At 73.3% G+C, this 24,691-nt stretch carries 29 protein-coding genes, 1 tRNA gene, 2 pseudogenes and 1 riboswitch; of the genes and pseudogenes, 14 read left to right on the forward strand and 18 right to left on the reverse strand.

The features are described from left to right. The first annotated feature begins 60 nt into the window (after positions 1 to 60). Both XF36_RS16590 and XF36_RS34240 read left to right on the forward strand, forming a co-directional pair. Positions 61 to 1,358, forward strand: a protein-coding gene (locus XF36_RS16590; RefSeq protein ID WP_145981319.1) for an IS3 family transposase whose coding sequence is annotated in 2 segments (ribosomal slippage) — positions 61 to 334 and positions 334 to 1,358 — 1,299 coding nt in all. Because the reading frame shifts where the segments join, the coding sequence is not laid out codon by codon here. 169 nt (positions 1,359 to 1,527) lie between these two features. Further along, positions 1,528 to 1,668, forward strand: a complete 141-nt coding sequence (locus tag XF36_RS34240; RefSeq protein ID WP_238589381.1) for a hypothetical protein — start codon at positions 1,528 to 1,530, stop codon at positions 1,666 to 1,668. 56 nt (positions 1,669 to 1,724) lie between these two features. Here the strand turns inward: XF36_RS34240 and XF36_RS16595 are convergent. Beyond that, positions 1,725 to 1,796 (reverse strand) — tRNA-Asn (locus XF36_RS16595). Positions 1,797 to 1,970: 174 nt separating this feature from the next. Here XF36_RS16595 and XF36_RS16600 point away from each other — a divergent pair. Next, the gene (locus tag XF36_RS16600) at positions 1,971 to 2,168 is read left to right on the forward strand and encodes a hypothetical protein (RefSeq protein WP_020625200.1); all 198 of its coding nucleotides are present in this window, start codon (positions 1,971 to 1,973) and stop codon (positions 2,166 to 2,168) included. Positions 2,169 to 2,218: 50 nt separating this feature from the next. Here XF36_RS16600 and XF36_RS16605 read toward each other — a convergent pair whose 3' ends face one another. The 5 genes from XF36_RS16605 to XF36_RS16625 all read right to left on the reverse strand — a co-directional run bounded on the left by XF36_RS16605 (position 2,219) and on the right by XF36_RS16625 (position 6,874). Next, positions 2,219 to 2,989, reverse strand: coding sequence for a trans-aconitate 2-methyltransferase (locus tag XF36_RS16605; protein ID WP_060712692.1), 771 nt, complete (start codon positions 2,987 to 2,989; stop codon positions 2,219 to 2,221). Further along, the gene (locus tag XF36_RS16610) at positions 2,986 to 3,498 is read right to left on the reverse strand and encodes a hypothetical protein (RefSeq protein ID WP_060712693.1); all 513 of its coding nucleotides are present in this window, start codon (positions 3,496 to 3,498) and stop codon (positions 2,986 to 2,988) included. Before XF36_RS16610 ends, XF36_RS16605 begins: the two co-directional genes overlap by 4 nt. Next, positions 3,495 to 5,363, reverse strand: coding sequence for a DNA primase (gene dnaG, locus XF36_RS16615; protein ID WP_060712694.1), 1,869 nt, complete (start codon positions 5,361 to 5,363; stop codon positions 3,495 to 3,497). Before dnaG ends, XF36_RS16610 begins: the two co-directional genes overlap by 4 nt. 10 nt (positions 5,364 to 5,373) lie before the next feature. Continuing rightward, entirely contained in the window at positions 5,374 to 6,384 is a 1,011-nt protein-coding gene (locus tag XF36_RS16620) for a DMT family transporter (protein ID WP_060712695.1), read from the reverse strand. A 73-nt stretch (positions 6,385 to 6,457) separates the two neighbouring features. After that, on the reverse strand, positions 6,458 to 6,874 hold the full coding sequence (locus XF36_RS16625) for a hypothetical protein (RefSeq protein WP_060712696.1): 417 nt from the start codon (positions 6,872 to 6,874) through the stop codon (positions 6,458 to 6,460). Between the two features lie 110 nt (positions 6,875 to 6,984). Between XF36_RS16625 and XF36_RS16630 the strand changes: the two genes are divergently transcribed. From XF36_RS16630 to XF36_RS16640, 3 genes and pseudogenes are all read left to right on the forward strand, one after another. Beyond that, a complete protein-coding gene (locus XF36_RS16630) occupies positions 6,985 to 7,374 on the forward strand; it encodes a MerR family transcriptional regulator (protein WP_060712697.1) in 390 nt (129 codons plus the stop codon). A 105-nt stretch (positions 7,375 to 7,479) separates the two neighbouring features. Continuing rightward, positions 7,480 to 7,919 (forward strand): annotated as a pseudogene (locus XF36_RS16635) (Hsp20/alpha crystallin family protein). Between the two features lie 281 nt (positions 7,920 to 8,200). Then, a complete protein-coding gene (locus tag XF36_RS16640) occupies positions 8,201 to 8,983 on the forward strand; it encodes an HNH endonuclease family protein (RefSeq protein ID WP_238588916.1) in 783 nt (260 codons plus the stop codon). 80 nt (positions 8,984 to 9,063) lie between these two features. Here XF36_RS16640 and XF36_RS16645 read toward each other — a convergent pair whose 3' ends face one another. From XF36_RS16645 to XF36_RS16655, 3 genes are all read right to left on the reverse strand, one after another. Next, entirely contained in the window at positions 9,064 to 10,362 is a 1,299-nt protein-coding gene (locus tag XF36_RS16645; protein WP_060712698.1) for a deoxyguanosinetriphosphate triphosphohydrolase, read from the reverse strand. After that, positions 10,359 to 10,976, reverse strand: coding sequence for a YdcF family protein (locus XF36_RS16650; RefSeq protein ID WP_043279722.1), 618 nt, complete (start codon positions 10,974 to 10,976; stop codon positions 10,359 to 10,361). The genes XF36_RS16645 and XF36_RS16650 overlap by 4 nt, the downstream gene beginning before the upstream one ends. An 89-nt stretch (positions 10,977 to 11,065) precedes the next feature. Continuing rightward, a complete protein-coding gene (locus tag XF36_RS16655) occupies positions 11,066 to 12,112 on the reverse strand; it encodes an XdhC family protein (RefSeq protein WP_238588917.1) in 1,047 nt (348 codons plus the stop codon). Positions 12,113 to 12,323: 211 nt separating this feature from the next. Here XF36_RS16655 and XF36_RS34885 point away from each other — a divergent pair, with 211 nt between their 5' ends. The 4 genes from XF36_RS34885 to XF36_RS16670 all read left to right on the forward strand — a co-directional run bounded on the left by XF36_RS34885 (position 12,324) and on the right by XF36_RS16670 (position 15,146). Then, the gene (locus tag XF36_RS34885; RefSeq protein WP_255357055.1) at positions 12,324 to 12,452 is read left to right on the forward strand and encodes a hypothetical protein; all 129 of its coding nucleotides are present in this window, start codon (positions 12,324 to 12,326) and stop codon (positions 12,450 to 12,452) included. Further along, the gene (locus XF36_RS16660; RefSeq protein WP_060712699.1) at positions 12,449 to 13,870 is read left to right on the forward strand and encodes a hemolysin family protein; all 1,422 of its coding nucleotides are present in this window, start codon (positions 12,449 to 12,451) and stop codon (positions 13,868 to 13,870) included. The genes XF36_RS34885 and XF36_RS16660 overlap by 4 nt, the downstream gene beginning before the upstream one ends. Beyond that, the gene (locus tag XF36_RS16665; protein ID WP_060712700.1) at positions 13,867 to 14,856 is read left to right on the forward strand and encodes a hemolysin family protein; all 990 of its coding nucleotides are present in this window, start codon (positions 13,867 to 13,869) and stop codon (positions 14,854 to 14,856) included. Before XF36_RS16660 ends, XF36_RS16665 begins: the two co-directional genes overlap by 4 nt. Positions 14,857 to 14,945: 89 nt before the next feature. Next, positions 14,946 to 15,146, forward strand: a complete 201-nt coding sequence (locus XF36_RS16670) for a hypothetical protein (RefSeq protein WP_020624587.1) — start codon at positions 14,946 to 14,948, stop codon at positions 15,144 to 15,146. A gap of 75 nt (positions 15,147 to 15,221) precedes the next feature. Here the strand turns inward: XF36_RS16670 and XF36_RS16675 are convergent, their stop codons facing one another. The 4 genes and pseudogenes from XF36_RS16675 to XF36_RS16685 all read right to left on the reverse strand — a co-directional run bounded on the left by XF36_RS16675 (position 15,222) and on the right by XF36_RS16685 (position 18,319). Next, positions 15,222 to 16,628, reverse strand: coding sequence for a glycine--tRNA ligase (locus tag XF36_RS16675; protein WP_020624588.1), 1,407 nt, complete (start codon positions 16,626 to 16,628; stop codon positions 15,222 to 15,224). A gap of 203 nt (positions 16,629 to 16,831) precedes the next feature. Further along, entirely contained in the window at positions 16,832 to 17,065 is a 234-nt protein-coding gene (locus tag XF36_RS31670; RefSeq protein WP_145981394.1) for a hypothetical protein, read from the reverse strand. Positions 17,066 to 17,697: 632 nt separating this feature from the next. Next, positions 17,698 to 17,796: pseudogene (locus tag XF36_RS35680) on the reverse strand (hypothetical protein); the annotation flags it as partial. Positions 17,797 to 17,989: 193 nt separating this feature from the next. Next, entirely contained in the window at positions 17,990 to 18,319 is a 330-nt protein-coding gene (locus XF36_RS16685; RefSeq protein WP_060712702.1) for an antibiotic biosynthesis monooxygenase family protein, read from the reverse strand. Between the two features lie 105 nt (positions 18,320 to 18,424). On the opposite strand from XF36_RS16685, the gene XF36_RS16690 reads away from it, so the two are divergent. Continuing rightward, positions 18,425 to 18,802 (forward strand): ArsR/SmtB family transcription factor, encoded by a 378-nt coding sequence (locus XF36_RS16690; RefSeq protein WP_060712703.1) that lies wholly within the window; start codon positions 18,425 to 18,427, stop codon positions 18,800 to 18,802. Next, positions 18,799 to 19,251: a Fur family transcriptional regulator gene (locus tag XF36_RS16695; protein ID WP_060712704.1), complete on the forward strand. Its 453-nt coding sequence runs from the start codon at positions 18,799 to 18,801 to the stop codon at positions 19,249 to 19,251. Before XF36_RS16690 ends, XF36_RS16695 begins: the two co-directional genes overlap by 4 nt. Before the next feature lie 8 nt (positions 19,252 to 19,259). Here the strand turns inward: XF36_RS16695 and XF36_RS16700 are convergent, their stop codons facing one another. After that, positions 19,260 to 20,618, reverse strand: coding sequence for an aminotransferase class V-fold PLP-dependent enzyme (locus XF36_RS16700; protein ID WP_060712705.1), 1,359 nt, complete (start codon positions 20,616 to 20,618; stop codon positions 19,260 to 19,262). Positions 20,619 to 20,661: 43 nt separating this feature from the next. After that, positions 20,662 to 20,776: riboswitch (SAM riboswitch) on the reverse strand. A 73-nt stretch (positions 20,777 to 20,849) separates the two neighbouring features. Between XF36_RS16700 and XF36_RS16705 the strand changes: the two genes are divergently transcribed. Further along, entirely contained in the window at positions 20,850 to 21,518 is a 669-nt protein-coding gene (locus XF36_RS16705) for a hypothetical protein (protein WP_064485444.1), read from the forward strand. Between the two features lie 71 nt (positions 21,519 to 21,589). Next, positions 21,590 to 22,048, forward strand: coding sequence for a DUF2795 domain-containing protein (locus XF36_RS16710; RefSeq protein ID WP_060712706.1), 459 nt, complete (start codon positions 21,590 to 21,592; stop codon positions 22,046 to 22,048). Here the strand turns inward: XF36_RS16710 and XF36_RS16715 are convergent. The 4 genes from XF36_RS16715 to recO form a co-directional block, all read right to left on the reverse strand. Next, positions 21,993 to 22,409, reverse strand: a complete 417-nt coding sequence (locus tag XF36_RS16715; RefSeq protein ID WP_060712707.1) for a hypothetical protein — start codon at positions 22,407 to 22,409, stop codon at positions 21,993 to 21,995. The genes XF36_RS16710 and XF36_RS16715 overlap by 56 nt on opposite strands. Next, positions 22,406 to 23,206, reverse strand: coding sequence for an isoprenyl transferase (locus XF36_RS16720; RefSeq protein ID WP_060712708.1), 801 nt, complete (start codon positions 23,204 to 23,206; stop codon positions 22,406 to 22,408). The genes XF36_RS16715 and XF36_RS16720 overlap by 4 nt, the downstream gene beginning before the upstream one ends. Positions 23,207 to 23,259: 53 nt before the next feature. Then, positions 23,260 to 23,622 (reverse strand): hypothetical protein, encoded by a 363-nt coding sequence (locus XF36_RS16725; RefSeq protein ID WP_060712709.1) that lies wholly within the window; start codon positions 23,620 to 23,622, stop codon positions 23,260 to 23,262. A 223-nt stretch (positions 23,623 to 23,845) separates the two neighbouring features. Continuing rightward, entirely contained in the window at positions 23,846 to 24,682 is an 837-nt protein-coding gene (recO, locus tag XF36_RS16730; RefSeq protein WP_082375471.1) for a DNA repair protein RecO, read from the reverse strand. Between the last annotated feature and the right edge of the window lie 9 nt (positions 24,683 to 24,691).

Below are 24,691 nucleotides of genomic sequence, written 5' to 3' on the forward strand. Positions count from 1 at the left end.
ACCTGAACCGTCCCGGCTTCTCTGCCGCTCCGTTGTGAGCAGGCTGAGAGGATGGGTGTCGTGCCCAAGAAGATCGACCCAGCGGTTCGGAGCCAGGCTGTGCGTCTGGTGACCGAGCATCGTTCGGCGTACTCGACCGAGCGTGCCGTGCATGTCCAGGTCGCTGAGTCACTCGGGGTGTCGCGTGAGTCCGTGCGTCGCTGGGTGTCCCAGCACGACGTCGACACCGGCGTCGTAGCGGGCGTGACCAGCGATGACCGCGAGGAGCTGCGGCGGTTGCGGGCGGAGAACAAGCGCCTGCGCGAGGTCAACGAGGTCCTCAAGTCGGCGACGATTTTCTTCGTGGGGGAGCTCGACCCCCGAAACCGCTGATCGTCGCGTTCGTCGATCAGATGCGGGCTGCTGGTCATGCCGTCGAGTCGATCCTTGCTGCCCTCAACACCCTGGGGCTCACGATCGCGGCACGAACCTTGCGGGCCTGGTGCGCTCGGACCGGCACCAGGAACGGCGCCGCCGGCCGGGTCGCGGCCCGGACCGTCACCGACGCCCTGGTCGAAGACGCCGTCCGTGCGGCGGCGTTCACCACCAACCGCGCCGGCGAACCGGTGCTGGCCCCAGAGGGACTTTATGGGCGTCGCAAGATGCTGGCCCTGATCCGTCGAACGGTGCTGCCCGAGGCTGGGTTCGGAGCGGTCGACCGGGCGATGCGCTCGGTGGGGCTGGCCGGAGTGGTCCGCGGGAAACGGCCGCGCACGACCATCCCGGACTCGACCGCCCAGCGGGCCGCTGATCTGCTCGACCGCAACTTCACCGCCTCAGCACCCGACAGCAAGTGGGTCACCGACTTCACCTACGTGCGCACGTATCAGTCGTTCACCTACGTGGCGTTCATCGTGGACTGCTTCTCGCAGAAGATCGTGGGCTGGCACGCCGCGCTCACTCGTGACGTCGAGCTGGTGGACGTGCCGTTACGGATGGCGCTGTGGCGACGTGCCCACGAGGGCAAAGCCGTGGCCCGGGACCAGCTGATCTGCCATTCCGATGCCGGGTCGCAATATACGAGTCTGCGGTTCACCGAGCACCTGCACCTCGAGGGCATACAGCCCTCGGTCGGCAGCGTCGGCGACGCCTACGACAACGCCCTGATGGAGACCATCAACGGCCTCTACAAGGCCGAATGCATCCGCACCCGAGTCTTCCACGACGGCCCCTACCGCACGATCGCCGACGTCGAGTACGCCACCGCCAGCTGGGTCGAGTGGTACAACAACCGCCGACTGCACTCAAGTCTGGGCATGATCAGCCCCACCGAGTTCGAGGCAGCCCACTACGCTGACACAGAACCATCGGCCAGATGATCACTGGCCACCAAACCACCGGCAGTAAAGCCGGGACGGTTCAGTCAGCGACCGGACGAATTCGCCTGGGTCACAAGTCATGTGTTCCGCAAGAGCGCCGCGACCTGGATGGAACAGGCCGGCCTGTCCGCGCGCGACGTCGCCGACCAGCTCGGGCACGCCCGGGTCGATGACCCAGGATGTCTACTTCGGCCGCCGCATCCTCGGCGAGAGCGCCGCCGACGCCCTGGACGACGTGCACCGGGCCGCCCGCGAGGACGACCCGGATGACGACGGTGGTGGCGCTCCGGTGGACGTTTCCGCCGGGTAAGCGCCGGGTGATGTTGAGAGGGAGATCCCGATCAGGTCGATGACCTGGGGAAGATGCTCCTCCGATTGGATTCGAACCAATAACCGCCCGATTAACAGTCGGGTGCTCTGCCATTGAGCTACGGAGGACCGTTCATGCCGCTCCAGGTGGTGTTCCCGGCGACGAGAAGAACTCTACAACACCCCGCACAGTCGTCTCGCAACCCCCCGTTCGGCCGCTGTTCCCGCAGGTCGGAGCCCCATCCGGGTGGCGGTCGGGCAGCGGCCGCGGTCCGGGTACGGTCGCGGTCGGAGGTGAGGGGAATGGTCAGATTCCTCGTGGGTGTCGCCGTCGGGTACGTCCTCGGCACCAGAGCCGGTCACGAGCGCTATGAACAGCTCGTCCGCGCCTATCACCGGGCGGCCGACCACCCCGCGGTGCAGGGCGCCGCGGGCATCGCTCGGGCGGGCGTCGAGGGCGCGATCGACAAGGTGCGCGGGGGCCAGAACACCGGGCGCTGAGGCCCGCCCCGTCCCATGACCCCCGTCCCGGAAGCTCGGGACGGGGCGGCTCAGCGTGTGCGGGCGAGCGCGAAGACGCGGCGGAACGGGAACCAGGTGCTGCCGTCGGCTCTCGGCGGGTAGGCCGCGCGCAGCCGAGGAGCGAGCTCGCGGACGAACGCGTCGTAGGCGTCGTCGTCGAGGGCGTCGCGGACCGGGCGCAGGGCGGTGCCGGAGATCCAGCGCAGGACCGGGTCCTCGCCGTCGAGCCGCTGCAGGTAGGTCGTCTCCCACACGTCGACGTGGGCGCCCGTGGCGGCCAGGAGGTCGGCGTAGCCGAGCGGGTCGAGCACGGTCCCGTCGCCGCGCAGCACGATCCGGTCGTGCCAGTGCGGCAGCGAGGCGACCTCGCGGGTCAGCACGTGCGAGGGCGCGTCGAAGTTGCCGGGGACCTGCACCGCGATCCACGCACCGGGCGCCAGCGCGGCCGTCCAGCGGCGCAGCACCTCGGGGTGCTCGGGCACCCACTGCAGCACCGCGTTGGACACGAGCACCCCGGTGTCGCGGGGCGGGGTCCAGTCGCGCACGTCGACCTGTGCGGCGTCGACGCCCGCGGCCCGGGCCGCGGCGACCATGTCCGGGGAAGAGTCGAACGCCTCCACCGTCGCCGTCGGCCAGCGGTCGGCCAGCAGCCCGGTCAGGTGGCCGGGACCGCAGCCGGCGTCGACGACCCGGTTCAGGGCCGGGTCGGGCTCCCCCACCCGGGCCAGCAGGTCGAGGAACGGGCGGGAGCGGTGGTCGTCGAAGGCGCGGTAGAGGGCGGGGTCCCAGCTGGTGCTCACGGGTCCTCCGGCAGGCGGGCGGCGATGCCCTCGGCGAGGCGGCGCGCGGCGACGGGGTCGGTGCCCGGGTCGGGCCGCACCTGGAGGACCAGCCCGTCGCGGCCGGGGACCCGGCGCTGCAGCACCCAGGCCCCTCCCCCGGGCAACTCGCGGCGGTTGCGGGTGCGGATGGACTGGGTGACCCGTTCCTGCACCGCCTGCGGCACCTTCCCCGGGTCGGCGAGCCGGAACCGCAGCGGGCGCCCGTCGGCCAGCAGCTCGGTGCCGGGAGCGATCTGCTCGGCCGAGGTCGGCGTCACGACCAGGCTGACCTTGTCCCAGGTCGCCTTCGCGATCTCGTGCCAGCCCAGCCGCTCACCGCCGGGAGGCCAGATCCCCCACGAGGTGACCACGAGCATCCCGTCCGGGGCCTGCGCGGTGGCGACGACGGCCTCGGAGTCGGCGAGGGCGTCGGCGACCGTGTCGGGCACCGGCTCGCGCCCGAGCAACCGCGACCAGAAGCCGGTCACGACGCGACCCCGGAGGCCTGCTCGCGCAGCTGGATCTTGTACTGCTCCAGCGGGACGAGCACCCCGAACAGGTCCATGTACTCGTCGTGGTCGGTCTCGGCGTTGGTGCGCTGCAGCTGCGACTTGAGGTCGGCGATCTCGCGCTCGACCAGGCCGAGCCGGACCCCGGCGAGCACGCCATTGACGTAGCGGACCTCGTCGGTGTTGCGCTTGGGGAGCTCCAGGTCCTCCACGGCCAGCTCGCTGACCAGGCGTTTCACGTCGTCGCCCGCACTCTCGGCGACGACGGCGTCGAGCCAGTCCGACCCGTCCAGCCCGGCGCACACCCCGCCCGCGGCCATGATCGCCCGGTGCACCGCGGCCAGCTGCGGGTGGGTGAACCCGGCCTCGGGCAGCTCGTCGAACGCGGGGCCCACGACGCCGGGGATCTGCAGGGCCGCCTTGAGCGCCTCGCGCTGCAGGTGCAGCTGGGTGTCGTCGCGCTTCGGGGCGGGCAGCGGGGCCCGACGCCGGAAACGGCCGCCCTCCGGCGACACCCCGGCGCTCTCGCGCACCCGGCGCACGACGACGGCGATGTCGTCCCAGCCGACCCAGCCGGCGAGCCGGCGCGCGTACTCGTCCCGCAGGTCCTCCCGCTTGATCTGCGCGACCAGCGGGACGGTCCGCTGCAGCGCCGCGACCCGGCCCTCGGCGCTGGCGAGGTCGTGGCTGCGCAGCTCGGTGCGGATGGCGAACTCGAACAGCGGCTCACGACGGGCGACGAGGTCCCTCACGGCCGCGTCGCCGTGGTTGTTGCGCAGGTCGCAGGGGTCCTGACCGTCCGGTGCGACGGCGACGAAGGTCTGCGCGGCGAAGTTCTGGTCGCCCTCGAACGCCTTCATCGCGGCGCTCTGGCCCGCCGCGTCGCCGTCGAAGGTGTAGATGACCTCCCCGCGGTCGAAAGAGTCGTCGCCGATCAGCCTGCGGATGACCGAGACGTGCTCGGTGCCGAACGCCGTGCCACAGGAAGCGACCGCCGTGGTCACCCCGGCCAGGTGCATCGCCATCACGTCGGTGTAGCCCTCGACGACGACCACCTGCCGGGTCTTCGCGATCTCCCGCTTGGCCTGGTCCAGGCCGAACAGCACGTGGGTCTTGCGGTAGACCGGTGTCTCGGAGGTGTTGAGGTACTTGGCCTCGATGCCGTCGTCGTCGAACAGCCGGCGCGCGCCGAAGCCGACCACGTCGCCGCCCAGGTCGCGGATCGGCCACAGCAGGCGCCGGTGGAAGCGGTCGATGGCGCCGCGGCGGCCCTCCTTGGAGATGCCCGCCTTGATCAGCTCGTCGAGCTGGAAGCCCTGGGACAGCAGGTGCTTGGTGACGACGTCCCAGCCGGCCGGGGCGTAGCCGCAGCCGAACTTCTCCGCGGCGGCCTCGTCGAACCCGCGGTCGGCGAGGAACTGCATCCCAGCCCGCCCGGCGGGGGTGCGCAGCTGCTCGGCGTAGAACGCCTGGGCCTTCTTGTTGATCTCCAGCAGACGGCTGCGGGTACCGCGGTCGCGCTGCACCGAGGAGCCGCCGCCCTCGTAGGTGAGCCGGACCCCGCACCGCTCGGCGAGCCGCTCGACGGCCTCGGGGAACCCGATGACCTCCATCTTCATGACGAAGTCGATGACGCTGCCGTGCTCACCGCAGCCGAAGCAGTGGAACGTGCCGTGCGAGGGACGGACGGTGAACGACGGGGACTTCTCGTCGTGGAACGGGCACAGGCCCTTCAGCGAGCCCGCCCCGGCGCGGCGGAGAGCCACGTACTCCTCGACGATCTCCTCGACCCGCGTGCGGTTGCGGACCTCGGTGATGTCGGCGTCCCGGATCCGTCCTGCCACGACGGCCAGTCTAGGCGCCTCCGGCCCAGCGTCCCGGTCCGCCCGCCGGCGGTGCGGCGGTGTCGGTGTCCGGCTGCTCCACCGGGGCGGCGGCGCCGGTGTCCGGCTGCTCCACCGGGGCGGCGGCGTCGGCCGTCACCGGGTGACCGCGCAGGCCGGGCACCCGACCCAGGCCGACGAACATGCCGACCAGCGCGATGCCGAGGCCCAGCACCGCCTGCACGGTGAGCGGCTCCCCGAGCACGGGCACGGCGACCAGCGCCGTCGTCGCAGGAACCAGGTTCAGCAGCGACGACACGAAGACCGTGGACCGCAGGCGTAGCAGCACGAACATCAGCACGAAGGCGCCCGCCGAGTTCACGACCCCCAGGAAGGCCACGGCCGCCCACCCCGACGGTGCCCGGGGCAGCCAGTCCGCACCGAGGAACGGCCAGGCGACCAGGGTCGCGACCAGCGAGGTGGCCATCTGGACCACGACGCTGGTCACCACGGGCGTGCCGTCGTTGAACCGCTTCTGGTAGAGCGTGCCGGCCGTCAGCGACAGCATGCCCAGCACCGGGAAGACGAGGTTGCCGCCGAGACCGGCACCGAGGTCGTCGGCCAGTACGACGTAGACGCCGGTGGCGCCGATCAGCAGGCCCAGCACCGGTCCGACGCCCAGGCGGGTCGCCAGCAGCAACGGGGTCAGCAGCCCGACCAGCAACGGCGCCATCCCGAGGATGAGGCTCGACAGCCCGGCAGGGACGCCCGAGGCGAGCCCGCTGTAGACGAAGCTGAACTGCCCGACCTGCAGCAGCAACGCCGTGACCGCGAGGTGCAGCCAGGCCCGGCCGCGCGGCAGGCCCGGCCGCTGCACGGCGACGGCGACGAGCATCACGACCAGCGCGATCACGAACCGCCAGAACAGGACCGCGGGGACGTCGGTGGAGCCGGTCGCGATCTTGCCGGCGATGAAGCCGGACGCCCAGAGCGGCACGAAGAGCACGGCCAGCACCGGGACGAGCCAACGCGAGGAGGTCACGCCTTCACTTCATCGCAGTGCTAACGACCGGGGCAAGCCGGGGTGGGGGGAGCCTCACCCCACCCCGGTCCGATCAGGCCGCGACGACGACCGACGGCGGCAGCTCGGCGAGCGCGGAGTCCAGGTCCGGGTGGTTGCGCATCCCGTGCAGTACCGCCCGGACGCCCGGCACCGTCCGCGGCGCGACGCGGGCGGCGCCGATCAGCCGGACGTCCAGGCCGCGGTTGCGGGCCACGTGCCGCAGATCGTGCAGCGCCCACGCGCCGCGCGCGGTGAACCCGGTACCGAGATCGACCAGGACGTGCCGGACCCGCGACCACCCGGCACCGGCGACGGCGAGGTGCGCGTCGGCCTGGCGCAGCAGTGACGCACCTGCCGCCGCGTCCAGCTCGCCGTCGACGCGGACGCGGAGGACGTCCTCGCGGGGGCGGTCGGTGCGGACCCTGCTCCTGTTCGTCGCGTTCTCCTTCCGGATCGTCGTCTCCCCCATATCTCTATCGTGTAGTTAAGATTTTCGCCATCACGTGGCCACACTCAGGTTCGAGGACGACCTGCTCCGGTACCCGAGCGTGCGCCGCGGACCGCGAGGGAGGAACCGACATGGCACTGGACCGGCTCGACGACCCCGACTACCCGACCGTCGCGATGGGCCAGGCCGCGTACCTACTGGAGGTCGAGCCCGCGTTCCTGCGCAGCCTCGACAGCGCGGGCGTGGTGAACCCGCACCGCTCCCCGGGCGGGCACCGCCGTTACCCGCGCAACCAGCTGGAGCAGGCCGCGCGCCTGCGCACCCTGCTGGACGACGGGCATCCGCTGGGCTCGGCGTCCTGGATCGACCGACTGCGCGGCGAGCTCGCCGACAGCGAGAACCGCCTCGGCGCGGCACACCGCGAGATCGAGCGCCTGCGCACGGAGCTCGCGCGCCTGCGCACCGAGCTCGGCGACACGAATCCAGAGCAGCCCTTGACAACAGAAAATCTCCAGCTATAGCTGTAGTTATACGGAGCGGGACTCCGGAGGACCGACATGACGAAGGACAACGAGGAGTCAGCCGGTCGGTCGTGAACCGGCACGGCTGGAAGGGAGTGGTTCGAGATGCCGCTGCGTACCGACCCGTTCCGAGCCCTGGACCGCATCGCTTCGCAGGCGTTCGAGTCCGGCGGCACCTGGTCGCGCCCGGCGGCGATGCCGATGGACGCCTGGCGTCACGGTGACGAGTTCGTGGAGTTCGACCTCCCCGGCATCGACCCGGACGCCGTCGATCTCTCCTCGAGCGCAACACCCTGACGGTCACGGCGGAGCGGCGGCCCGCCAACGCCGGGACCGACCAGGTCGAGTGGGTCGCCTCCGAGCGGGCCTACGGCGTGTTCGCCCGCCAGCTGTCCCTGGGCGACAACCTCGACACGTCCTCCATCCACGCGTCGTACGACGCCGGGGTGCTGCGCATCCGCATCCCGGTCGCCGAGGCGGCCAAGCCGCGGACGATCGCCGTCGAGTCCGGGCACGACTCCGACCGGGCGGCGATCAACGCCTGATCTCGGTTCCGGGCCCGGCCGCGTGCCGGCCCGGAACCGGCGTCGGACCGGCGGAACGGCCGGTCGACGGCGCCGTCACGACGAGCACGCGTAGCCCGAGCGTGCTCCCGCCCCACCCCGGCCGTGGTGACCCGAAGGCCTGTGAGCGTGATCACGAGGCCACCGACCACCCCGACCCTGTGAACGGACCGACCCCGACCTGGCAAGTCACTTCACCCTGAGTGACGAACACGCGGCGTGTTGGCGTGGTTCCGGCGTTCGCATTCGCGAACATCTCCGGTGTGCGTGTTCGAGGTGTGCGGGTCGCCGGACTGCTGGCGACGATGATGGTGCTGGCCGGGTGCGGATCCCCCGGATCGTTCGTGGACGTGCTGGACGCGGCGCTCGACACCGGCGTCGTCGACGTCGGCGCGATCGCCCCGGTGACCTCCGGGACCGTGGAGGATGCGGCCGCGGGCAGCGCGTCGGCGACGCTGAGGACGCTGGCGGTGAAGGGCCGGGCACCGAAGACCGGCTACACGCGCCAGCAGTTCGGGCGCAGCTGGGCCGACATCGACCGGGACGGCTGCGACCAGCGCAACCAGGTCCTGGCCCGGGACATGGACCGCGAGACGTTCAAGGCGGGCACGCACGACTGCGTCGTGCTGACCGGGACGCTGCGTGACTCCTACACCGGCACCACCATCGCGTTCACCCGCGGCCAGGGCACCAGCGAGAAGGTGCAGATCGACCACGTCGTCGCGCTGTCCGACGCCTGGCAGAAGGGCGCCCAGCAGCTCGACGCGGCCACCCGGGAGAAGATCGGGAACGACCCGCTGAACCTGATCGCCGTCGACGGGCCGACCAACGGCCGCAAGAGCGACGGCGACGCCGCGACCTGGCTCCCGCCGGACAGCCGCTACCGCTGCGCCTACGTCGCGCGTCAGGTCGCGGTGAAGAAGAAGTACAAGCTGTGGGTGACCAGCGCCGAGCGCGACGCGATCGACCGGGTCCTCGGGACCTGCCCGACCCGGGCCGTGACCAGCGATGCCGACGCGGCGAAGCCCGCGATCACCCTGCGCTGAGCCCCGCACCGACCCCGGCCACCCGGCCCCGCCGTCCCACCCGGACGGCGGGGCCGTCGGCGTCTCGGGGCCGGCAGGTGTCAGGGCCGGCAGAGGGTGAGGTGCCAGGCGTGCGCCTGCGGGTCGGTCAGCGTCGCGACCTGGTCGATCACGACGCGCAGCCGCGACCGGTCGTCGGGGGCGACGCTCCAGTTCTCCGCGCGGGCCGGGTCGAGGGCGTCGGGCCCCCGGTCGTACAGCGCCGCGACGAGGTCGTGCAGCAGGTCGCGCTGGCGGGACTGCATCGCCAGCCGCCGCGGGTCGCTCATCACGTAGCGGGTGGCCAGCGCCTTGAGCACCACGACCTCCGCCACGGCGACGACCGGCACCACCAGGTCCGCGCGGTGCCGGGCCAGCGGCGCGTCGCCGTAGGTGTCCAGGGTCGCGTCGGTCGCGGCGAGGGCGAACCGGCCGACCAGCTCGGAGGTCATCCGCTTCATCGCGACCAGGTCGTCGCCCGCGGCGGTGGCGGCGTCGAAGCCGCGGACCGCGCGGACCACCGGCAGCGCGTCGAGCCGGGCGGCGGCCTCGGCACAGGCGCCCTCGTCCTCGCCGAAGCGCAGCGACGCCTCCACCGCGAGCGCCGCGCGCTCGGCCGGCGAGGACAGCACCGTCAGGTCCATCCGGCCGGCGTGCACCGCGTCCTCGACGTCGTGCACCGAGTAGGCGACGTCGTCGGCCCAGTCCATCACCTGGGCCTCCATGCTCCGCACCCCCGGCCGTGCCCCGGCGCGCACCCACTCCAGGGCCGGCAGGTCGTCGGCGTAGGCACCGAACTTGCGCTCCGCGCCGCGGCGCGGCCACGGGTACTTGGTGGCGGCGTCCAGGGTCGCCCGGGTCAGGTTGAGCCCGCCGGGGACGCGGCCGTCGCCGGAGCGGGCCTTGGGCTCCAGGCGGGTCAGGATGCGCAGGGTCTGGGCGTTGCCCTCGAACCCGCCGCAGTCGGCTCCCGCGACGTCGAGCGCACGCTCACCGTTGTGCCCGAACGGCGGGTGGCCGATGTCGTGGGCCAGCCCGGCGGCGTCGACGACGTCGGGGTCGAGCCCCAGCTCCTCGGCGATGCCGCGGCCGATCTGGGCGACCTCGAGCGAGTGCGTCAGCCGGGTCCGCGGGATGCCGCTGACCTCGGCACCCTCCCCCGGCCCGACCACCTGGGTCTTGCCCGCCAGCCGGCGCAGCGCCGCGGAGTGCAGCACCCGGGCCCGGTCGCGGGAGTAGGGGCTGCGCCGCTCGACGCGGCCGCGCTCCCCCAGCCCGGAGCCCTTCGGTGCCTCCGGATGGCGGCGCTCCGCGTCGGCGGCGGTGTATCCCGGGTCGACCGGGGCGTGCTGGAGGGTCATCCCAGCCCGCTGCTCGCAGTGTCGACCGAGGCGTGGGTCAGCTCGTAGAACAACAGCGCGCCGGTCTCGCGGTAGATGTAGCGCAGCTGGGTCTCCCGGGTCTGCACGATCGGGCCGCTGCGTGTCGGGGAGGTGTAGGCCTCCAGCCCGGCGTCGCGCGCCATGGTGCGGGCACGCAGGCTGTGCCACGGGTCGGACACCAGCAGGGCCGAGGACCAGCCCTGCTGCCGCGCGGTCGCCGCGACCGCCTGCAGGCTGCCGAGCGTGTCCGCACCCTCGGGGACGGCCTCGACCGCCGAGGACGGCACGCCCTGCTCGACCAGCCAGTCCCGGCTGGCCTCGGCCTCGGTGTACCGGTCCCCCGTGCGACCGCCGCCGACGGTGACGATCCGCGGGGCCACGCCGTCGCGCCACAGCTGCTCGGCGTGCTTGAGCCGGTTGGCCAGAACCGCGCTGGGCTCGCCGTTGTACTGGGCCGCGCCGAGCACGACGACGGCGTCGCTGGGACGCTGGTCGTCGTCCCGGGCGACCTGCCACACCCGCAGTGCGGTCACCCCGACCACCGCGACGAGCATGACCAGACCGCCGACGAGCAGCCGCGCGCCCCAGGTCATGCCGGTCCGCACCGGACGGCGCACGGTGCGCCGGTCCGGACCTGGCTCCGGCGGGGCGCCGCCGAGCCCGCGCCGCGACGAGGTGCCGGTCATCCGCCGATCCGACCGGCCGAGGAGGCGAGCGCCGACGCCGAGCGCCCGGCGCGCAGCGCGACGACCTGGGCGACGATCGACACCGCGGTCTCGGCCGGGGTGCGGGCACCGAGGTCGAGACCGACCGGCCCGTGCACCGCGGCCAGGGTGTCCTCGGTGACCCCGGCGGCGAGCAGCCGCTCGCGGCGCGCGGCCTGGGTGCGCCGCGAGCCGAGCGCCCCGAGGAACCCACGGCCGTGGGCCAGGCCGTCGAGCAGGACCGCGTCGAAGGCCGGGGCGTGGTCGAGCAGCACCAGCACGTCGGCCTCGGTGAAGGCGGCGACGGCGGCACGCGCGTCCTCGACGGTGGTGACGGTGCGGGCGCTCCAGCCGAGCAGACCGGCCTGGGCCTGCAGCGCCGCGCCGAGCGCCCCCTCGCCGACGACCAGCACCGACGGGACCGGCACCAGCAGGTCGACCAGCACCGCGGTGCCGTCGACGTCGAGCCGCTCGGTGGCCGTGGCGCCCCGGCGCAGCAGCGCGCGGGTCTGCTCGGCCGCCGCGGCGGTGACCCCGCCGAGGTCACCGGTGGCCTCCTCCAGGCCGGGCCCGGTCAGGACCAGGGCCGCGCCGGTGTCCACGACCGACAGCAGCGCGGCGGGCCGCCCGGTCTCCAGCGCCTCCCCGAGCGCGGCGGCGGGACCAGCGGCCAGCGGGTGGGCGAGCAACGTCGCCCCGCCCGCGCAGGCGAGCCCGGCCGCGACCGCGGAGGACTCCCCCACGTGTGCCTCGCGCACCGTCGCCGCCCCGGACGCCGCCTCGACGGCGAGCGGATGCGCGGAGTCGTCGAGGGCGCCGAGGTAGAGCAGGCCGCCGACCTCGCCGTCGGTGGTGCCCGCGACCAGCTGGCCGGACTCGACGGGGCCGAACCCGTGCCGGTCGAGCACCCGGACGACACCGATCCCCGTCCCGCCGGTCACCGCCCAGCGGCGCAGGGCCGCGCCCAGCTCACGACGGGGGTCGGCCGGTGGCCGTGCCGCGGAGGAGGTCGCCGAGGTGCTCACGGTCGCCAGGGTAGCGACGGGGCCTGACGGTGAGCTGAGAACGGGCGGGACGTGGCCCCGACGGGACGGTCCGCCACGCCGGCGCGTCGGACACCGGTACCGCCGTTCGGGCCATGAGAGAGTGATCAGCGCGACGGCAGCGTTCCGGAACCGTACGATTCCGGCACACGTTGAACGCCACGTACACCCATCAGACCGCGAGTCAGGAGTCATGGACCCCACCTGCAGTCCGCACGCCGACCGTCCCCGTGACGGCCGGCGACCCCGCACCGTTCCCGTCCCCGCCCGCGCCGCGCTCGTCGCCGCCGGGCCCGAGACCCGGGCGGTGACCTCCCGGTGATCACCACGATCCTCGGCATCCTCCTGGGTATCCTGGTCGTCGTCGCGATCACCGCGCTGACCGGCTACTTCGTGGCCCAGGAGTTCGGCTACATGGCCGTCGACCGGTCCCGCCTCAAGGCCCGCGCGGCCGAGGGCGACACCGGCGCGACCCGCGCCCTCGACATCACCCGACGCACCTCGTTCATGCTGTCGGGCGCCCAGCTCGGCATCACCGTCACCGGTCTGCTCGTCGGTTACGTCTCCGAGCCGCTGATCGGCAACGGCATCGCCGAGCTGCTCGGTCTGGCCGACGTGCCGCAGGGGGTCGGCCTGGCGATCGGCATCACCTTCGCGCTGCTGTTCGCGACCGTCGTCCAGATGGTCTTCGGCGAGCTGTTCCCGAAGAACCTCGCCATCGCCCGGCCGGAGCCGGTCGCACGCTGGCTGGCGCTGTCCACCAAGACCTACCTCGCCCTGTTCGGCTGGCTCATCCGGATCTTCGACGCCGCGTCCAACGCCCTGCTGCGGGCGCTGCGGATCGAACCGGTGCACGACGTCGAGCACTCCGCGACCCCCCGCGACCTCGAGGCGATCATCGACGATTCGAAGGACTCGGGTGACCTCAACCCGGAGCTCGCGACCCTGCTGGACCGCGCGGTCGACTTCGGCGACCGCACCGCGCGGGCCGCGATGATCCCGCGGCCGCGGGTGTCCTGGGTGCGGTCCGACGCCACCGTCGAGAGCCTGATCGGGCAGATGGCCGCGTCGCACTCCCGCTATCCGGTGCTCGGGCCGCCCGCCGACGCGACCGACACGGACAACGCGCTGGAGCTGGTCGGCGTGGTCTGCCTGAAGGACGTGCTCGCCCTCGCCGAACGCGACGACCGGCCGTTCGACCAGGTTCCGGTGTCGGACCTGATGCGGGCGCCGGTACTCGTGCCGTCGTCGCTGCCGCTGCCCCAGGTGCTGGCCCAGCTGCGGGCCGACGGCGAGGAGCTGGCCTGCGTACTCGACGAGTACGGCGGCCTCGCCGGTGTCATCACCGTCGAGGACGTCGCCGAGGAGCTCGTCGGTGAGATCACCGACGAACACGACCAGGCCGGGACGGACCAGGCACTGCAGTCCGACGACGGCTGGGTCGTGCCGGGCGACCGGCACGTCGACGAGGTCGGCCGGCTCATCGACGCCGAGCTGCCGGAGGGCGACTACCAGACCGTCGGCGGCCTGGTGATGGCCGAGCTGCAACGGCTCCCGGACGTCGGGGACGCGGTCGTCGTGACCATCCCCGCCGAGGGCCCCGACGACGAGGACCGCGCCCTGCGCCTGGTCGTGCAGGTGGTCGACCGCCGGGTGCCGGCCTCGGTCCGCCTGGAGTGGACCGAGCCGGTGACCGCCGGTTCCGGGCAGGACGGCGACGAGCGGGAGGTCCGGGCATGAGTGCCTTCGAGATCGTGGCGTCGATCCTGCTCGTCGCGGCGAGCGCGTTCTTCGTGGCCGTCGAGTTCGCGCTCGTCGCCGCCCGGAACTACCGCCTGGAGGAGGCCGCGCAGACCTCGGCCTCGGCGCGCGCGGCGCTGCGCAGCGCCAAGGACATCTCACTGCTCCTGGCGGGGTCCCAGCTCGGGATCACGCTGTGCGTACTGGGACTCGGTGCGATCACCAAGCCGGCCGTGGACTACGCGCTGCGCCCGGTCCTGGAGGGCTGGGGCCTCCCCGGTGGGATCGCGGGGGTGGCCTCGTTCGTCATCTCGCTGACCGTGGTGACGTTCCTGCACCTGGTCGTCGGCGAGATGGCCCCGAAGTCCTGGGCGATCTCGCACCCGGAGAAGTCGGCGATCATGCTGGCGATCCCGATGCGCGCGTTCATGGTGGTGGCCCGGCCGCTGCTGCTCCTGCTCAACGGCGTCGCCAACCGCTGCCTGCGGATGTGCGGGGTCGAGCCGGTGGACGAGATGGCCTCCGGCCGCAACGCCGACGACCTGCGTCAGCTGGTCGACCACTCGGCGAAGACCGGGACCCTCGACGAGGGGCGTCGCAACCAGCTGGTCACCGCGCTGGAGCTGGAACGCACCCCGCTGGGCGACCTCGCACGCGAGCCGTCCGGGGTCTCGGCCGACGACGACGTCGCCACTGTGCAGGAGACCTGCCGGCGCACCGGCCACCTGCGCCTCATCGTGCGCGACGGCGACGCCCCGGTGGGCTACGTGCACGTCCGCGACACGCTGACGCGCGCACCGGGGACCCGGGCCCGCGACCTGATGCGCCCGGTCCTCACCCTGCCGGCGGACACGCAGTACCACACCGCGGTGAACACGATGCGCGAGCAGCGTGCGCACCTGGCGCTGGTGGAGTCCGACGGCCGCCCGGTCGGCATCGTCACCCTGTCCGACCTGGTGGAACGCCTGCTGCCGGAGCCGGTGTAGGAGCACGTCCCGGACCGGGGTGCCCGAGCTGCGCCCGGTCCGAGACGGCCCTACCCTGGGTCGCCTCCCGATCACCCACGGAGGTTGTGATGACCGCTCCGACGCTGCGCCCCGCCGATCTCGACGAGGCGGCACTGGCCAGGCTGAGGCAGCTCGAGGACCGCATCGGCGGCCCGCTCGTGGCCTACCGACCCGAGTCGCCCTACGCCACGCTGTCCGCCGAGCAGCTGGAGGAGGTGCGCCGCACCGAGGCCGAGCTGGGCGTGCAGCTGCTGGCCTACCGGCGCTGACGCCTTCGACGACGAACGCCCCCACCCGGGATCCGGGCGGGGGCGTTCGTGGCGCGGGTTGGTCCCAGCGTCGTCTCAGCAGCCGAGCAGGCGCGTCGCCAGGTAGGTCTCGACCTGGTCGAGGGCGACCCGCTCCTGCGCCATCGAGTCGCGCTCGCGGATCGTCACCGCCTGGTCGGTGAGGGTGTCGAAGTCGACCGTGATGCAGAACGGGGTGCCGATCTCGTCCTGGCGGCGGTACCGGCGGCCGATGGCGCCGGCGTCGTCGAAGTCGACGTTCCAGTTCTTCCGCAGCTGCGCGGCCAGGTCCTTCGCCTTCGGCGACAGGTCCGCGTTGCGCGACAGCGGCAGCACCGCGGCCTTGACCGGTGCGAGCCGCCGGTCGAGCTTCAGCACGACGCGCTTGTCCACACCGCCCTTGGCGTTGGGCGCCTCGTCCTCGGTGTAGGCCTCGATCAGGAACGCCATCATCGACCGGCCGACACCGGCGGCGGGCTCGATCACGTACGGCTTGTAGCGGGTGTCGGAGGCCTGGTCGTAGAACGACAGGTCGACGCCCGAGTGGTTCGAGTGCGCCGTCAGGTCGAAGTCGGTGCGGTTCGCGATGCCCTCGAGCTCGCCCCACTCCTGGCCGGTGAAGTTGAACCGGTACTCGATGTCGACGGTGCGCTTCGAGTAGTGGGAGAGCTTCTCCTTGGCGTGCTCGTAGTGCCGCAGGTTCTCCGAGGAGATGCCCAGGTCGGTGTACCAGCGGGTGCGCTCGTCGATCCAGTACTGGTGGATCTCCTCGTCGCTGCCGGGCTCGACGAAGTACTCCATCTCCATCTGCTCGAACTCGCGCGTGCGGAAGATGAAGTTGCCCGGGGTGATCTCGTTGCGGAAGCTCTTGCCGATCTGGCCGATGCCGAACGGCGGCTTCTTGCGCGAGGTCGTCTGCACGTTCAGGAAGTTCACGAAGATGCCCTGCGCGGTCTCCGGGCGCAGGTAGTGCAGCCCCTCCTCGGACTCCACCGGGCCGAGGAAGGTCTTGAGCATCATGTTGAACTCGCGGGGCGCGGTGAACCGGCCGCGGGTGCCGCAGTTCGGGCAGGGGACCTCGGAGAGGTCGTTCTGGTCGGCCTGCTCCGGGTCGCGGCCCTTGCGCTCGGCGAACTCCTCGGCGAGCTGATCGGCGCGGTAGCGCTTGTGGCAGGACTCGCACTCGACCAGCGGGTCGGAGAAGGTGCCGACGTGGCCCGAGGCGACCCAGGTCTGGCGCGGGAGGATGACCGAGGAGTCCAGGCCGACGACGTCGTCGCGGCCGGTCACCATGCTCTTCCACCACTGGCGCTTGATGTTGTCCTTCAGCTCGACGCCGAGGGGTCCGTAGTCCCACGCCGACCGGGTACCGCCGTAGATCTCACCGGAGGCGAAGACGAATCCGCGCCGCTTGGTCAGCGCGACGATGGTCTCGATCTTGGCTGAGGTGGGCTTGCTGGCCACTGGCGGCGCTCCAGAGAAGGTGGTTCGGAGGTCCCCGGATACGGGGCATCCCAGATTACCGACCCGCCATGTATCCCCACTCCCTGCCCCTGTCCGCGACCCCGCCGCGGTGGCTCCGCCCGACCGACCTCGCACAGGTTCCTGCGACCGCGCAGACCCTGCAGGGGCTGCGAGGTCGCGGAACGGTCTGCGAGGTCGGGCGCTCACCCGGCACGGTCGAGGGCGCGGTGCAGGCGGGCGACGGTCGGGGCGAACGACGCCGCGCTGCGCAGGTCGGCCCACACCCAGCGCACCACCGCGACGCCCTCTGCCCGGCTCGCGTCCTCCCGCAGCTTCTCCCGCCACAGGACCTCCTCGACGTCGCCGCCGGGGGCGAGCCGCCGACCGTACTTGTGATGCGCCCGTCGAACTCCCCCGCCACCCGGGCCTGCTCCCACCAGAAGTCGACCCGACCGAGGAACCCTCCCGCCGGATCCCGCAGCTCCTGCTGGATAGCCGGTGCGGGCAGGCCGCAGGAGTGGAGGAGGAGCCTGCTGCGAGTCTCCCCCGGGCCGTCCGCGCCGCCGTCGGCCCGCAGGCAGCACTGTCGTGCCGCGGCGAGCACCCGGCGGGCGGCCGGGGTGCCGGGACGCCGCGCGGACCGGGCCACGGCGACGGCGAGCTCGTCGGCGGTGACGGCTCCGGCGTGGAGCGCGGCGTCGGTGACCGCGACCGCCACGACGAAGGGCAGGGAGCGGGCCAGGTCGACGACCGTACGCGCGACCGTCGTCACCGGGACGCCGTCGACGACGGTGATCTCGTCCGCGGCGAGCGTCGCCGCGTGGAATCGCGCCGACGGCGCCGTCCGCGCACCGCTGCGCCGGTTCCTGGTCACCTCCACCCGGTCGAGCGGGACCCGCCACAGCCCGATCCCGTGCATCGCGGCCGTCGAGACGTGGCTGAACACCGCGTCCGGGGACAGGGTGCGGACCGCCGCACGCACCGTATGCCGGTGTCGTTCCACCGGTCCGAGGTCCCCGGCTCCGACGTAGGCGCCCCGGCGCAGCCGGACGAGCCGGCCCGAGACCCTGAGCCTGCGGAGCTCGTCGTCGCCCACTCCCGCCGCGACCAGGTCCCGGCGCAGCACCGGGGCGGGCGTTCCGGGCGCCGGTCGCGGGTCGCGGTCCATGTCCCCACCGTCGCCGTGCACCGGGAGCGGAGGAAGCCCGTCACCCGGCCGGCTGTGGACGGTCCCGGCTCACGGCGGGCGTCGAGCGCGCGCTGTGGACAACGCGGCCCCGCTGCACCTCGCACAGGTTCCTGCGACCTCGCACCGTGTGCAACGGCTGCGAGGTCGCAGGACGGTGTGCGAGGTCCGAGGGTCAGCTCAACAGGCTGGGGTGGTGGACGGGCGCGGCGCCGGGGGTCACCGTCACCAGGGACTCGTAGGTCGCCTCGGTGGTCGTGTCGGCCTCGGCCAGCAGCGGGTGCACGTGCTCGCGGACCTCGAACGGCCCCAGGGCACGCCGGTAGGCGTCGACGGAGTCGAAGCGGACGGTCAGGACCCACTGCCCGGCGTCCTCGATCGCTCGGCCCGCCTCACCCCCGCGGCAGCCCGGCCGGGCGGCGAGGAGTTCCAGGGCGCGGGCCACACGCGCGGTGAACGCGGCCTCCTCGGAGGGAGACACGCGGAAGCGGCAGACCAGCAGCACGACGCGACGATAACGAACACGCCTACCATGTCGGTGCGGCCTGTACGGCACAGCAGCGCCGGAGGGTGTGGCCGCCGCCTCCGGGGGAACGGACGGGTCCACCACATGTCTGCCGCAGCCCAGACCACGCACGCACCGGGAGCCGGCCCGGGCGCGGACGACGACCACCACCCCGCGCCCGAGCCGGGCCCGACCCGCGACCCGCGCACGCTGGCCGCCGCGGGCGACCTGCTGCGGGCACTCGCCGCACCGGTCCGGATCGCCATCGTCCTGCAGCTGCTGGAACACTCGCGGTGCGTCCACGACCTGGTGGACGCGCTCGGGGTCACCCAGCCTCTGATCAGCCAGCACCTGCGGGTCCTCAAGGCCGCCGGGGTGGTCGAGAGCGAGCGGAAGGGCCGCGAGGTGCTGTATTCGCTGGTGGACGACCACCTGGCGCACATCGTGGTGGACGCCGTCGCCCACGTCGAGGAGGACACGTGACGGAGACGACCGGCCGGACGACCGCGGCGGCGGTCACGGAGCGGTCCACCGCCGGGCCGCGCGGCATCCGCGCCACCCGGCAGCGGGCCGCCGTCACCGCGCTGCTGGACCGGCTGGACGACTTCCGGTCCGCCCAGGAGATCCACGAGGAGCTGCGGCGCGCCGGCGAGGGCATCGGCCTGACCACGGTCTACCGGACCCTGCAGACCCTTGCCGACGGCGGCGAGGTCGACGTGCTGCGGGTCGCGTCCGGCGAGGCCGTCTACCGGCGCTGCGAGACCGAGCACCACCACCATCACCTCGTGTGCCGCCGGTGCGGCGCCGCCGTCGAGATCGAGGGTCCGGCGGTGGAGTCCTGGACCGAGTCGGTCGCCCAGAAGCACGGCTTCACCGAGGTGTCGCACACCCTCGAGGTCTTCGGCCTCTGCGGCCGCTGCTCAGCGGGCTGAGACCGGGCTCAGTCCCCGCAGCCGGGGACGGCGGGCCGCTCCCGGTCGCGGGTGAACGGGTCCGCCGGGCGCGGGTCCGGGGTCGGCGCCCACCGGCCGTCGACGAGCGCGTAGGTCCAGGCCGGGCCGCGCCGTGCCAGATCGGTCAGCGCGTCGACCAGCCGGTCGACGTCGGAGGAGCCGGTGCGCAGGCCCAGCGACGCGCGCACGGCGTCGCGGCCGCCGGTGAGCCGCGCCAGCAGCGGGTGGGCGCAGAACCGGCCGTCGCGGACCCCGATGCCGTACTCGGCCGACAGCGCCGCCGCGACCAGCCCGGCGGGCAGCTCGCGCAGGGTGAACGAGACGGTCGCGGTGCGGTCGCCCGCGTCGTCGAAGCAGGACAGGGTCCGCAGGCCGGGGACCGTCGCCAGGCCGGCGTGCAGGCGGTCGGCCAGCTCGCGCTCGTGAGCGGGCACGATGACGTCGATCAGCGGGTCCAGGCTCCGGCAGGCCGCTCCGAGCGCGGCGGCACCGAGCACGTTCGGGGTGCCGCCCTCGTGCCGCTGCGGCGACGGCAGCCACTCCGTGACCGTGCCGCCGCCCGGGCCGTCGGCGACGGACACGGAGCGGACCGCTCCCCCGCCCGCGACGTGCGGTTCGGCGGCGTCGAGCCAGTCCCGGCGGCCGACGAGGACCCCGGCGCCGTAGGGCGCGTAGAGCTTGTGCCCGGACAGCGCGACGTAGTCCGCGTCCCACCCGGCCAGGTCGACGCGCCGGTGCGGTGCGAGCTGGGCGGCGTCGACGCACAGCCGGGCACCCGCGGCGTGCGCGATCCGCGCGATCTCGGCGACCGGGAGGAGCTCGCCGGTCACGTTGGACGCCCCGGTGACCGCGACCAGCGCGGCGTCGGGACGGGCGGCGAGCTCGGCCCGCAACGCATCGAGCGTCGCGGCCAGGGTGGCGGCGGCGGGCACGACGCGGTGCTCGCGGTCACGCCAGGCCAGCAGCGTCGCGTGGTGCTCCAGGTCCAGGGTCACCACCGGGCCGGGGACGGCGCGGGCGAGCAGGCTGAGCGCGTCGGTGGTGTTGCGGGTGAACACCACGACGTCGTCGGCGCGGGCCCGGACGAACCGGGCGACGTCGGCGCGGGCGTTCTCCACGAGCGCGGTGCAGACCTTCGAGGTCCAGCCGGCGCCGCGGTGCACGCTGCCGTGGTACGGCAGCACCTCGGCGACGTGCGCGGCGACCGGCTCCAGCGCAGGCGCCGACGCGGCGCAGTCGAGGTCGCTGTAGCGGGCCCACCGGCCGTCGACGAGCGGGACCGTGAGGTCCGAACCGACGACGCGGGGCAGGGCGTCCTGGACGGGACGTGGCAGGGCGAGGGTCATGACCGGGCCTCCGGCCGATCTCGGGGACCCGGCGTGGCGCACGGATCCGCGCTTGCCGACTGCGGGTGTCGCGGCGGCCCGGTCATCACCCGGGGCACCCCGCCGCGGAGGAGGGTTGCCGTCCAGCGAGCCGGGGCTTCGCGCTGGCACTCGTGACCTTCGACGACGAAGCTAGCAGACCGTCTCAGATGGAGACACGTGAGCATCGCCACCCCGGATAGCGTCTGACCGATGACGGACACGCACCCCGCGCCCACCACGGTCCGGCGGATCGACGTCCCGGAGTCCGGCGAGCTGGCCCAGCTCGCCGCCGTCTTCGAGGACCTGCAGTACGTGCTGCGCTGCTGCGAGCACCTGGTCACCGCCCTGGGCGGGCCCGAGTCCGGGCCGGTGCGGGTGGACGCCGACCCGGCGCTGGTCGAGGCACTCTGGACCGGCGCCCTGATCGGCTACGTGCGGTGCTTCTCCGGCCGGACGAAGACGATGACCACCGACGACCTGACGTCGCTGGAGCTCGACGGGGACGTCAGCGGGTTCCACGACATGGTGTTCAAGCTCCGCGACCACTACGCCTCCCGGCACGTGAACCCGCGCGAGTCGTACTCGATCGGCGTGGCCCAGTCCAACGACGGGACACCCCGGGGCGTCGCCGTCGTCTCCACCCCGCGCCCGCTCGTCGACGAGACGACGGTCCGGCTGCTCGGCCGGGTCGCCTACAGCCTGTCCGGCCTGGTGGACGCCCGGATGAAGAAGTCCCAGAACGACGTGCTCGGCGTCGCGCACGGGATGACCGCGGGCCAGCTGGAGGGGCTGCCGCTGGTGCACCTCGACGGCAGCGGCGAGGCGGTCCCGGAGGACGCGGTGACCCGGGACGGCACCGCGGACGGCCCTGGGAACTGATCCCCGCCGGATGCATCATCCGGCGCACAGCGGCTACCCGGTCGGGACACATCCCGACGAGAGGTGACCTGATGACCACCCGCACGGCGACGTCCGACGCCGTCCGCACCGCCCTGCACGGCCCCGAGTTCCCCGCCGGCAAGGACGACCTGGCGTGGACCGCCGAGCGCAACGAGGCCGACGCCGCGACGGTCGAGGCCCCGCGGGCGGTGCCCGCCGAGGAGCACTACGCCTCGATCGCCGACGTGGTGGCCGCCGTGGACCTGGCCGACGACGACCCGGCGCGCCAGACCGCGGGCGACACCGCGGACGAGTCGGCCGAGGAGACCGAGCAGCTGCGCACCGAGCACACCCGTCCCGGGCTGTCGGAGTCCACGAAGGACGTGGACCCGGTCAACCGATCGCCGAGGAGTTCGGCACCAACCGCAAGAAGTGACCCGCGCGGCCGGGGCGGGCACCGCCCCGACCGGCCGGTCAGCCGCCGACGAGCTCGGCCCGCATGCTCGACGCGGAGGACACGACGAGCATGAGCAGCGTCCCCATCGGACCCTCGCCCAGCCCGGCCGCGGGGAAGGCGTAGCGCAGCGTCACGTCCCAGCCGCGCTCGCCGCGCACCACCCGGGGCGTGCCGAACAGGCCCTCCCCCACCCCGAGCCCGACCCGTCGAGGCACGTCGTGCTCCGGGTCGGCGGAGTCCGGCAGGTCCCACGCCACGACGCAGGTCAGGTTGAGGACGGGCAGCCCCTCCTCCAGCTCCGTCCCCTGCACCACGCACAGCACGCCGCCGTGGGCGAAGGTCAGCGCGCCGTCGTCGGCGGCGGTGACGTCGTGGAACCGCTCCAGCGCACCCTTCGCGATGGCGAGCATCCCCGTGATCACATCGGTGGTCACGGTGTCACCCCCGTCGCGGCGTCCCCCGTCGCGGCGTCCACGGCCCCGCCGAAACGCCGGTCCCGGCGTGCGTAGATCTCGATCGCCTGCCAGATGTGACGCCGGTCGAAGTCCGGGAACAGCGTGTCCAGGAAGACCATCTCGGCGTAGGCGCTCTGCCAGAGCAGGAAGTTCGAGGTCCGCTGCTCCCCCGAGGAGCGCACGAACAGGTCGACGTCGGGCATGTCCGGCTCGTCGAGGTGGCGGGCCAGCATCCGCTCGTCGATCTTGTCGGGGTTGATCCGGCCCTCGGCGGCGAGCCGGGCGATCTGGCGCACCGAGTCGACGATCTCGGCGCGGCCGCCGTAGTTGACGCACATGGTCAGGTTCAGCACGTCGTTGCCGCGGGTGCGCTCCTCGGCGATCTCCAGCTCCTTGATCACCGAGCGCCACAGCCGCGGACGGCGGCCCGCCCAGCGGACCCGGACCCCCATCGCGTCCATCTCGTCGACGCGGCGGCGGATGACGTCGCGGTTGAAGCCCATCAGGAACCGGACCTCGTCGGGGCTGCGCCGCCAGTTCTCGGTGGAGAACGCGTACGCCGACAGCCAGCGCACACCGAGGTCGATGCAGCCGCGGGCGACGTCCATCAGCGACGCCTCGCCCCGCTTGTGCCCCTCCGTGCGGGGCAGACCACGGGCGTTGGCCCAGCGGCCGTTGCCGTCCATGACGAGGGCGACGTGGCCCGGCACCAGCTCCGGCGGGATCGCCGGGGGCCGGGCACCGGACGGATGCGGTGCGGGAGGCTGGAACGGCACGTCACCGACCCTACGTCGGGGCCGATGGCCGAGCTCGGCCGCGGTGGTCGGGCTCAGTCGCGCTGGTCGGGCTGGGGCCAGGCCGGCACGGCCGGGTCCTCCAGCCGCTCGATGGTCTCGCGCAGCCGGCGCATCCCGCGGTGCCCGTGGACCCGGTCGACCTCCGACAGCGGTTCGGACTCGTCGGGCCGGATCACCGGCAGCATCGGAATGGCCGGCCAGGCGCCGTCCTCGGTGCGGGCCCGGATCTGACGCATCGCGCGGGTCGGCCCGTCCTGCGGGGACTCCGGCATGACCTCGGTGCTGGCCGGGAGCTGCTGGGTGGGCGGCACCGGGATCCGCTGCGTGGCGGCCGGGAGACGATGGGTGCGAGCGGTGTGGTCGTCGTCCGGCGGCGGTGTGTGGGGTCGGTTCACGACTGCCTCTCCGACGGGGCTGGGGTCCCCTCGATCACAGGAGGATAACGAGACCGCGCAACCGGTTGCCTGTCCTGAGCGACGTTCACCCGGTGGAGTCGGCGGAAGCGCCGTGCGCCGCGACCGGCGGCACCGCGGCGGGCGGCGCACCGGGAACGTCAACCGCTCGACGAAGCATACGGGCCGCTCACGGCAGCCCGATCGGGACACCGGGCCGATCGCACTAGTCGGACAGCGACTCCGGAGGTGTCGCCGCACCGCCGTCCGGCGGTTCCGGGGCGGTCCCCGGCGCACCCGGCGCGACGACGGCGGCGGGCCGGACCCGGGCGCGGCGGTCGACCAGGGGCAGCGAGCGCAGCTGGCGCTCCAGGTGCCACTGCAGGTGCGCCGCGACCAGGCCGCTGGCCTCCCGCCGGGGCGGGGTGCCCGAGGCGTCGGCGGTGTCCCAGTCGCCGTGCAGCAGCGCCATGAGCAGGGCCACCGTCTCGGGGGCCGGGGTGACCGAGCCCGGCGGGCGGCAGCGCGAGCACACCATGCCGCCCCCGGCGACGGTGAACGACCGGTGCGGGCCGGGCGTCGCACAGCGCGCACAGTCCGACAGCGACGGTGCCCACCCCGCATGGCTCATGGCCCGCAGCAGGAACGCGTCGAGCACCAGGGCCGGTTCGCGGGCGCCGTCGGCCAGCGCCCGGGTGGCACCGAGCAGCAGCAGGTAGACCCGCAGGCTCGGCTCGCCCTCCTCGGACACCAGCCGGTCCGCGGTCTCCAGGATCGCGCAGCCGCAGGAGTAGGCCGACCAGTCCGCGACGATCGCCGGCGCGAACGCGTCGACGGTCTGGGCCTGGGTGACCACGTCGAGCGTGCGCCCGGTGTAGCACTGGACGTCGACGTGGTTGAACGGCTCCAGCCGGGCGCCCCACCGCGACCGGGTGCGGCGCACGCCCTTGGCGACCACCCGGATCTTGCCGTGCTGACGGGTCAGCATCGTGATGATCCGGTCCGCCTCGCCCAGCTTCTGCACCCGGAGCACGATCCCGGTGTCGCGGTAGAGCTGGGCCATCCACCCAGT

It is taken from the genome of Pseudonocardia sp. HH130629-09 (assembly GCF_001294645.1).
Classification (GTDB): Bacteria; Actinomycetota; Actinomycetes; order Mycobacteriales; family Pseudonocardiaceae; genus Pseudonocardia.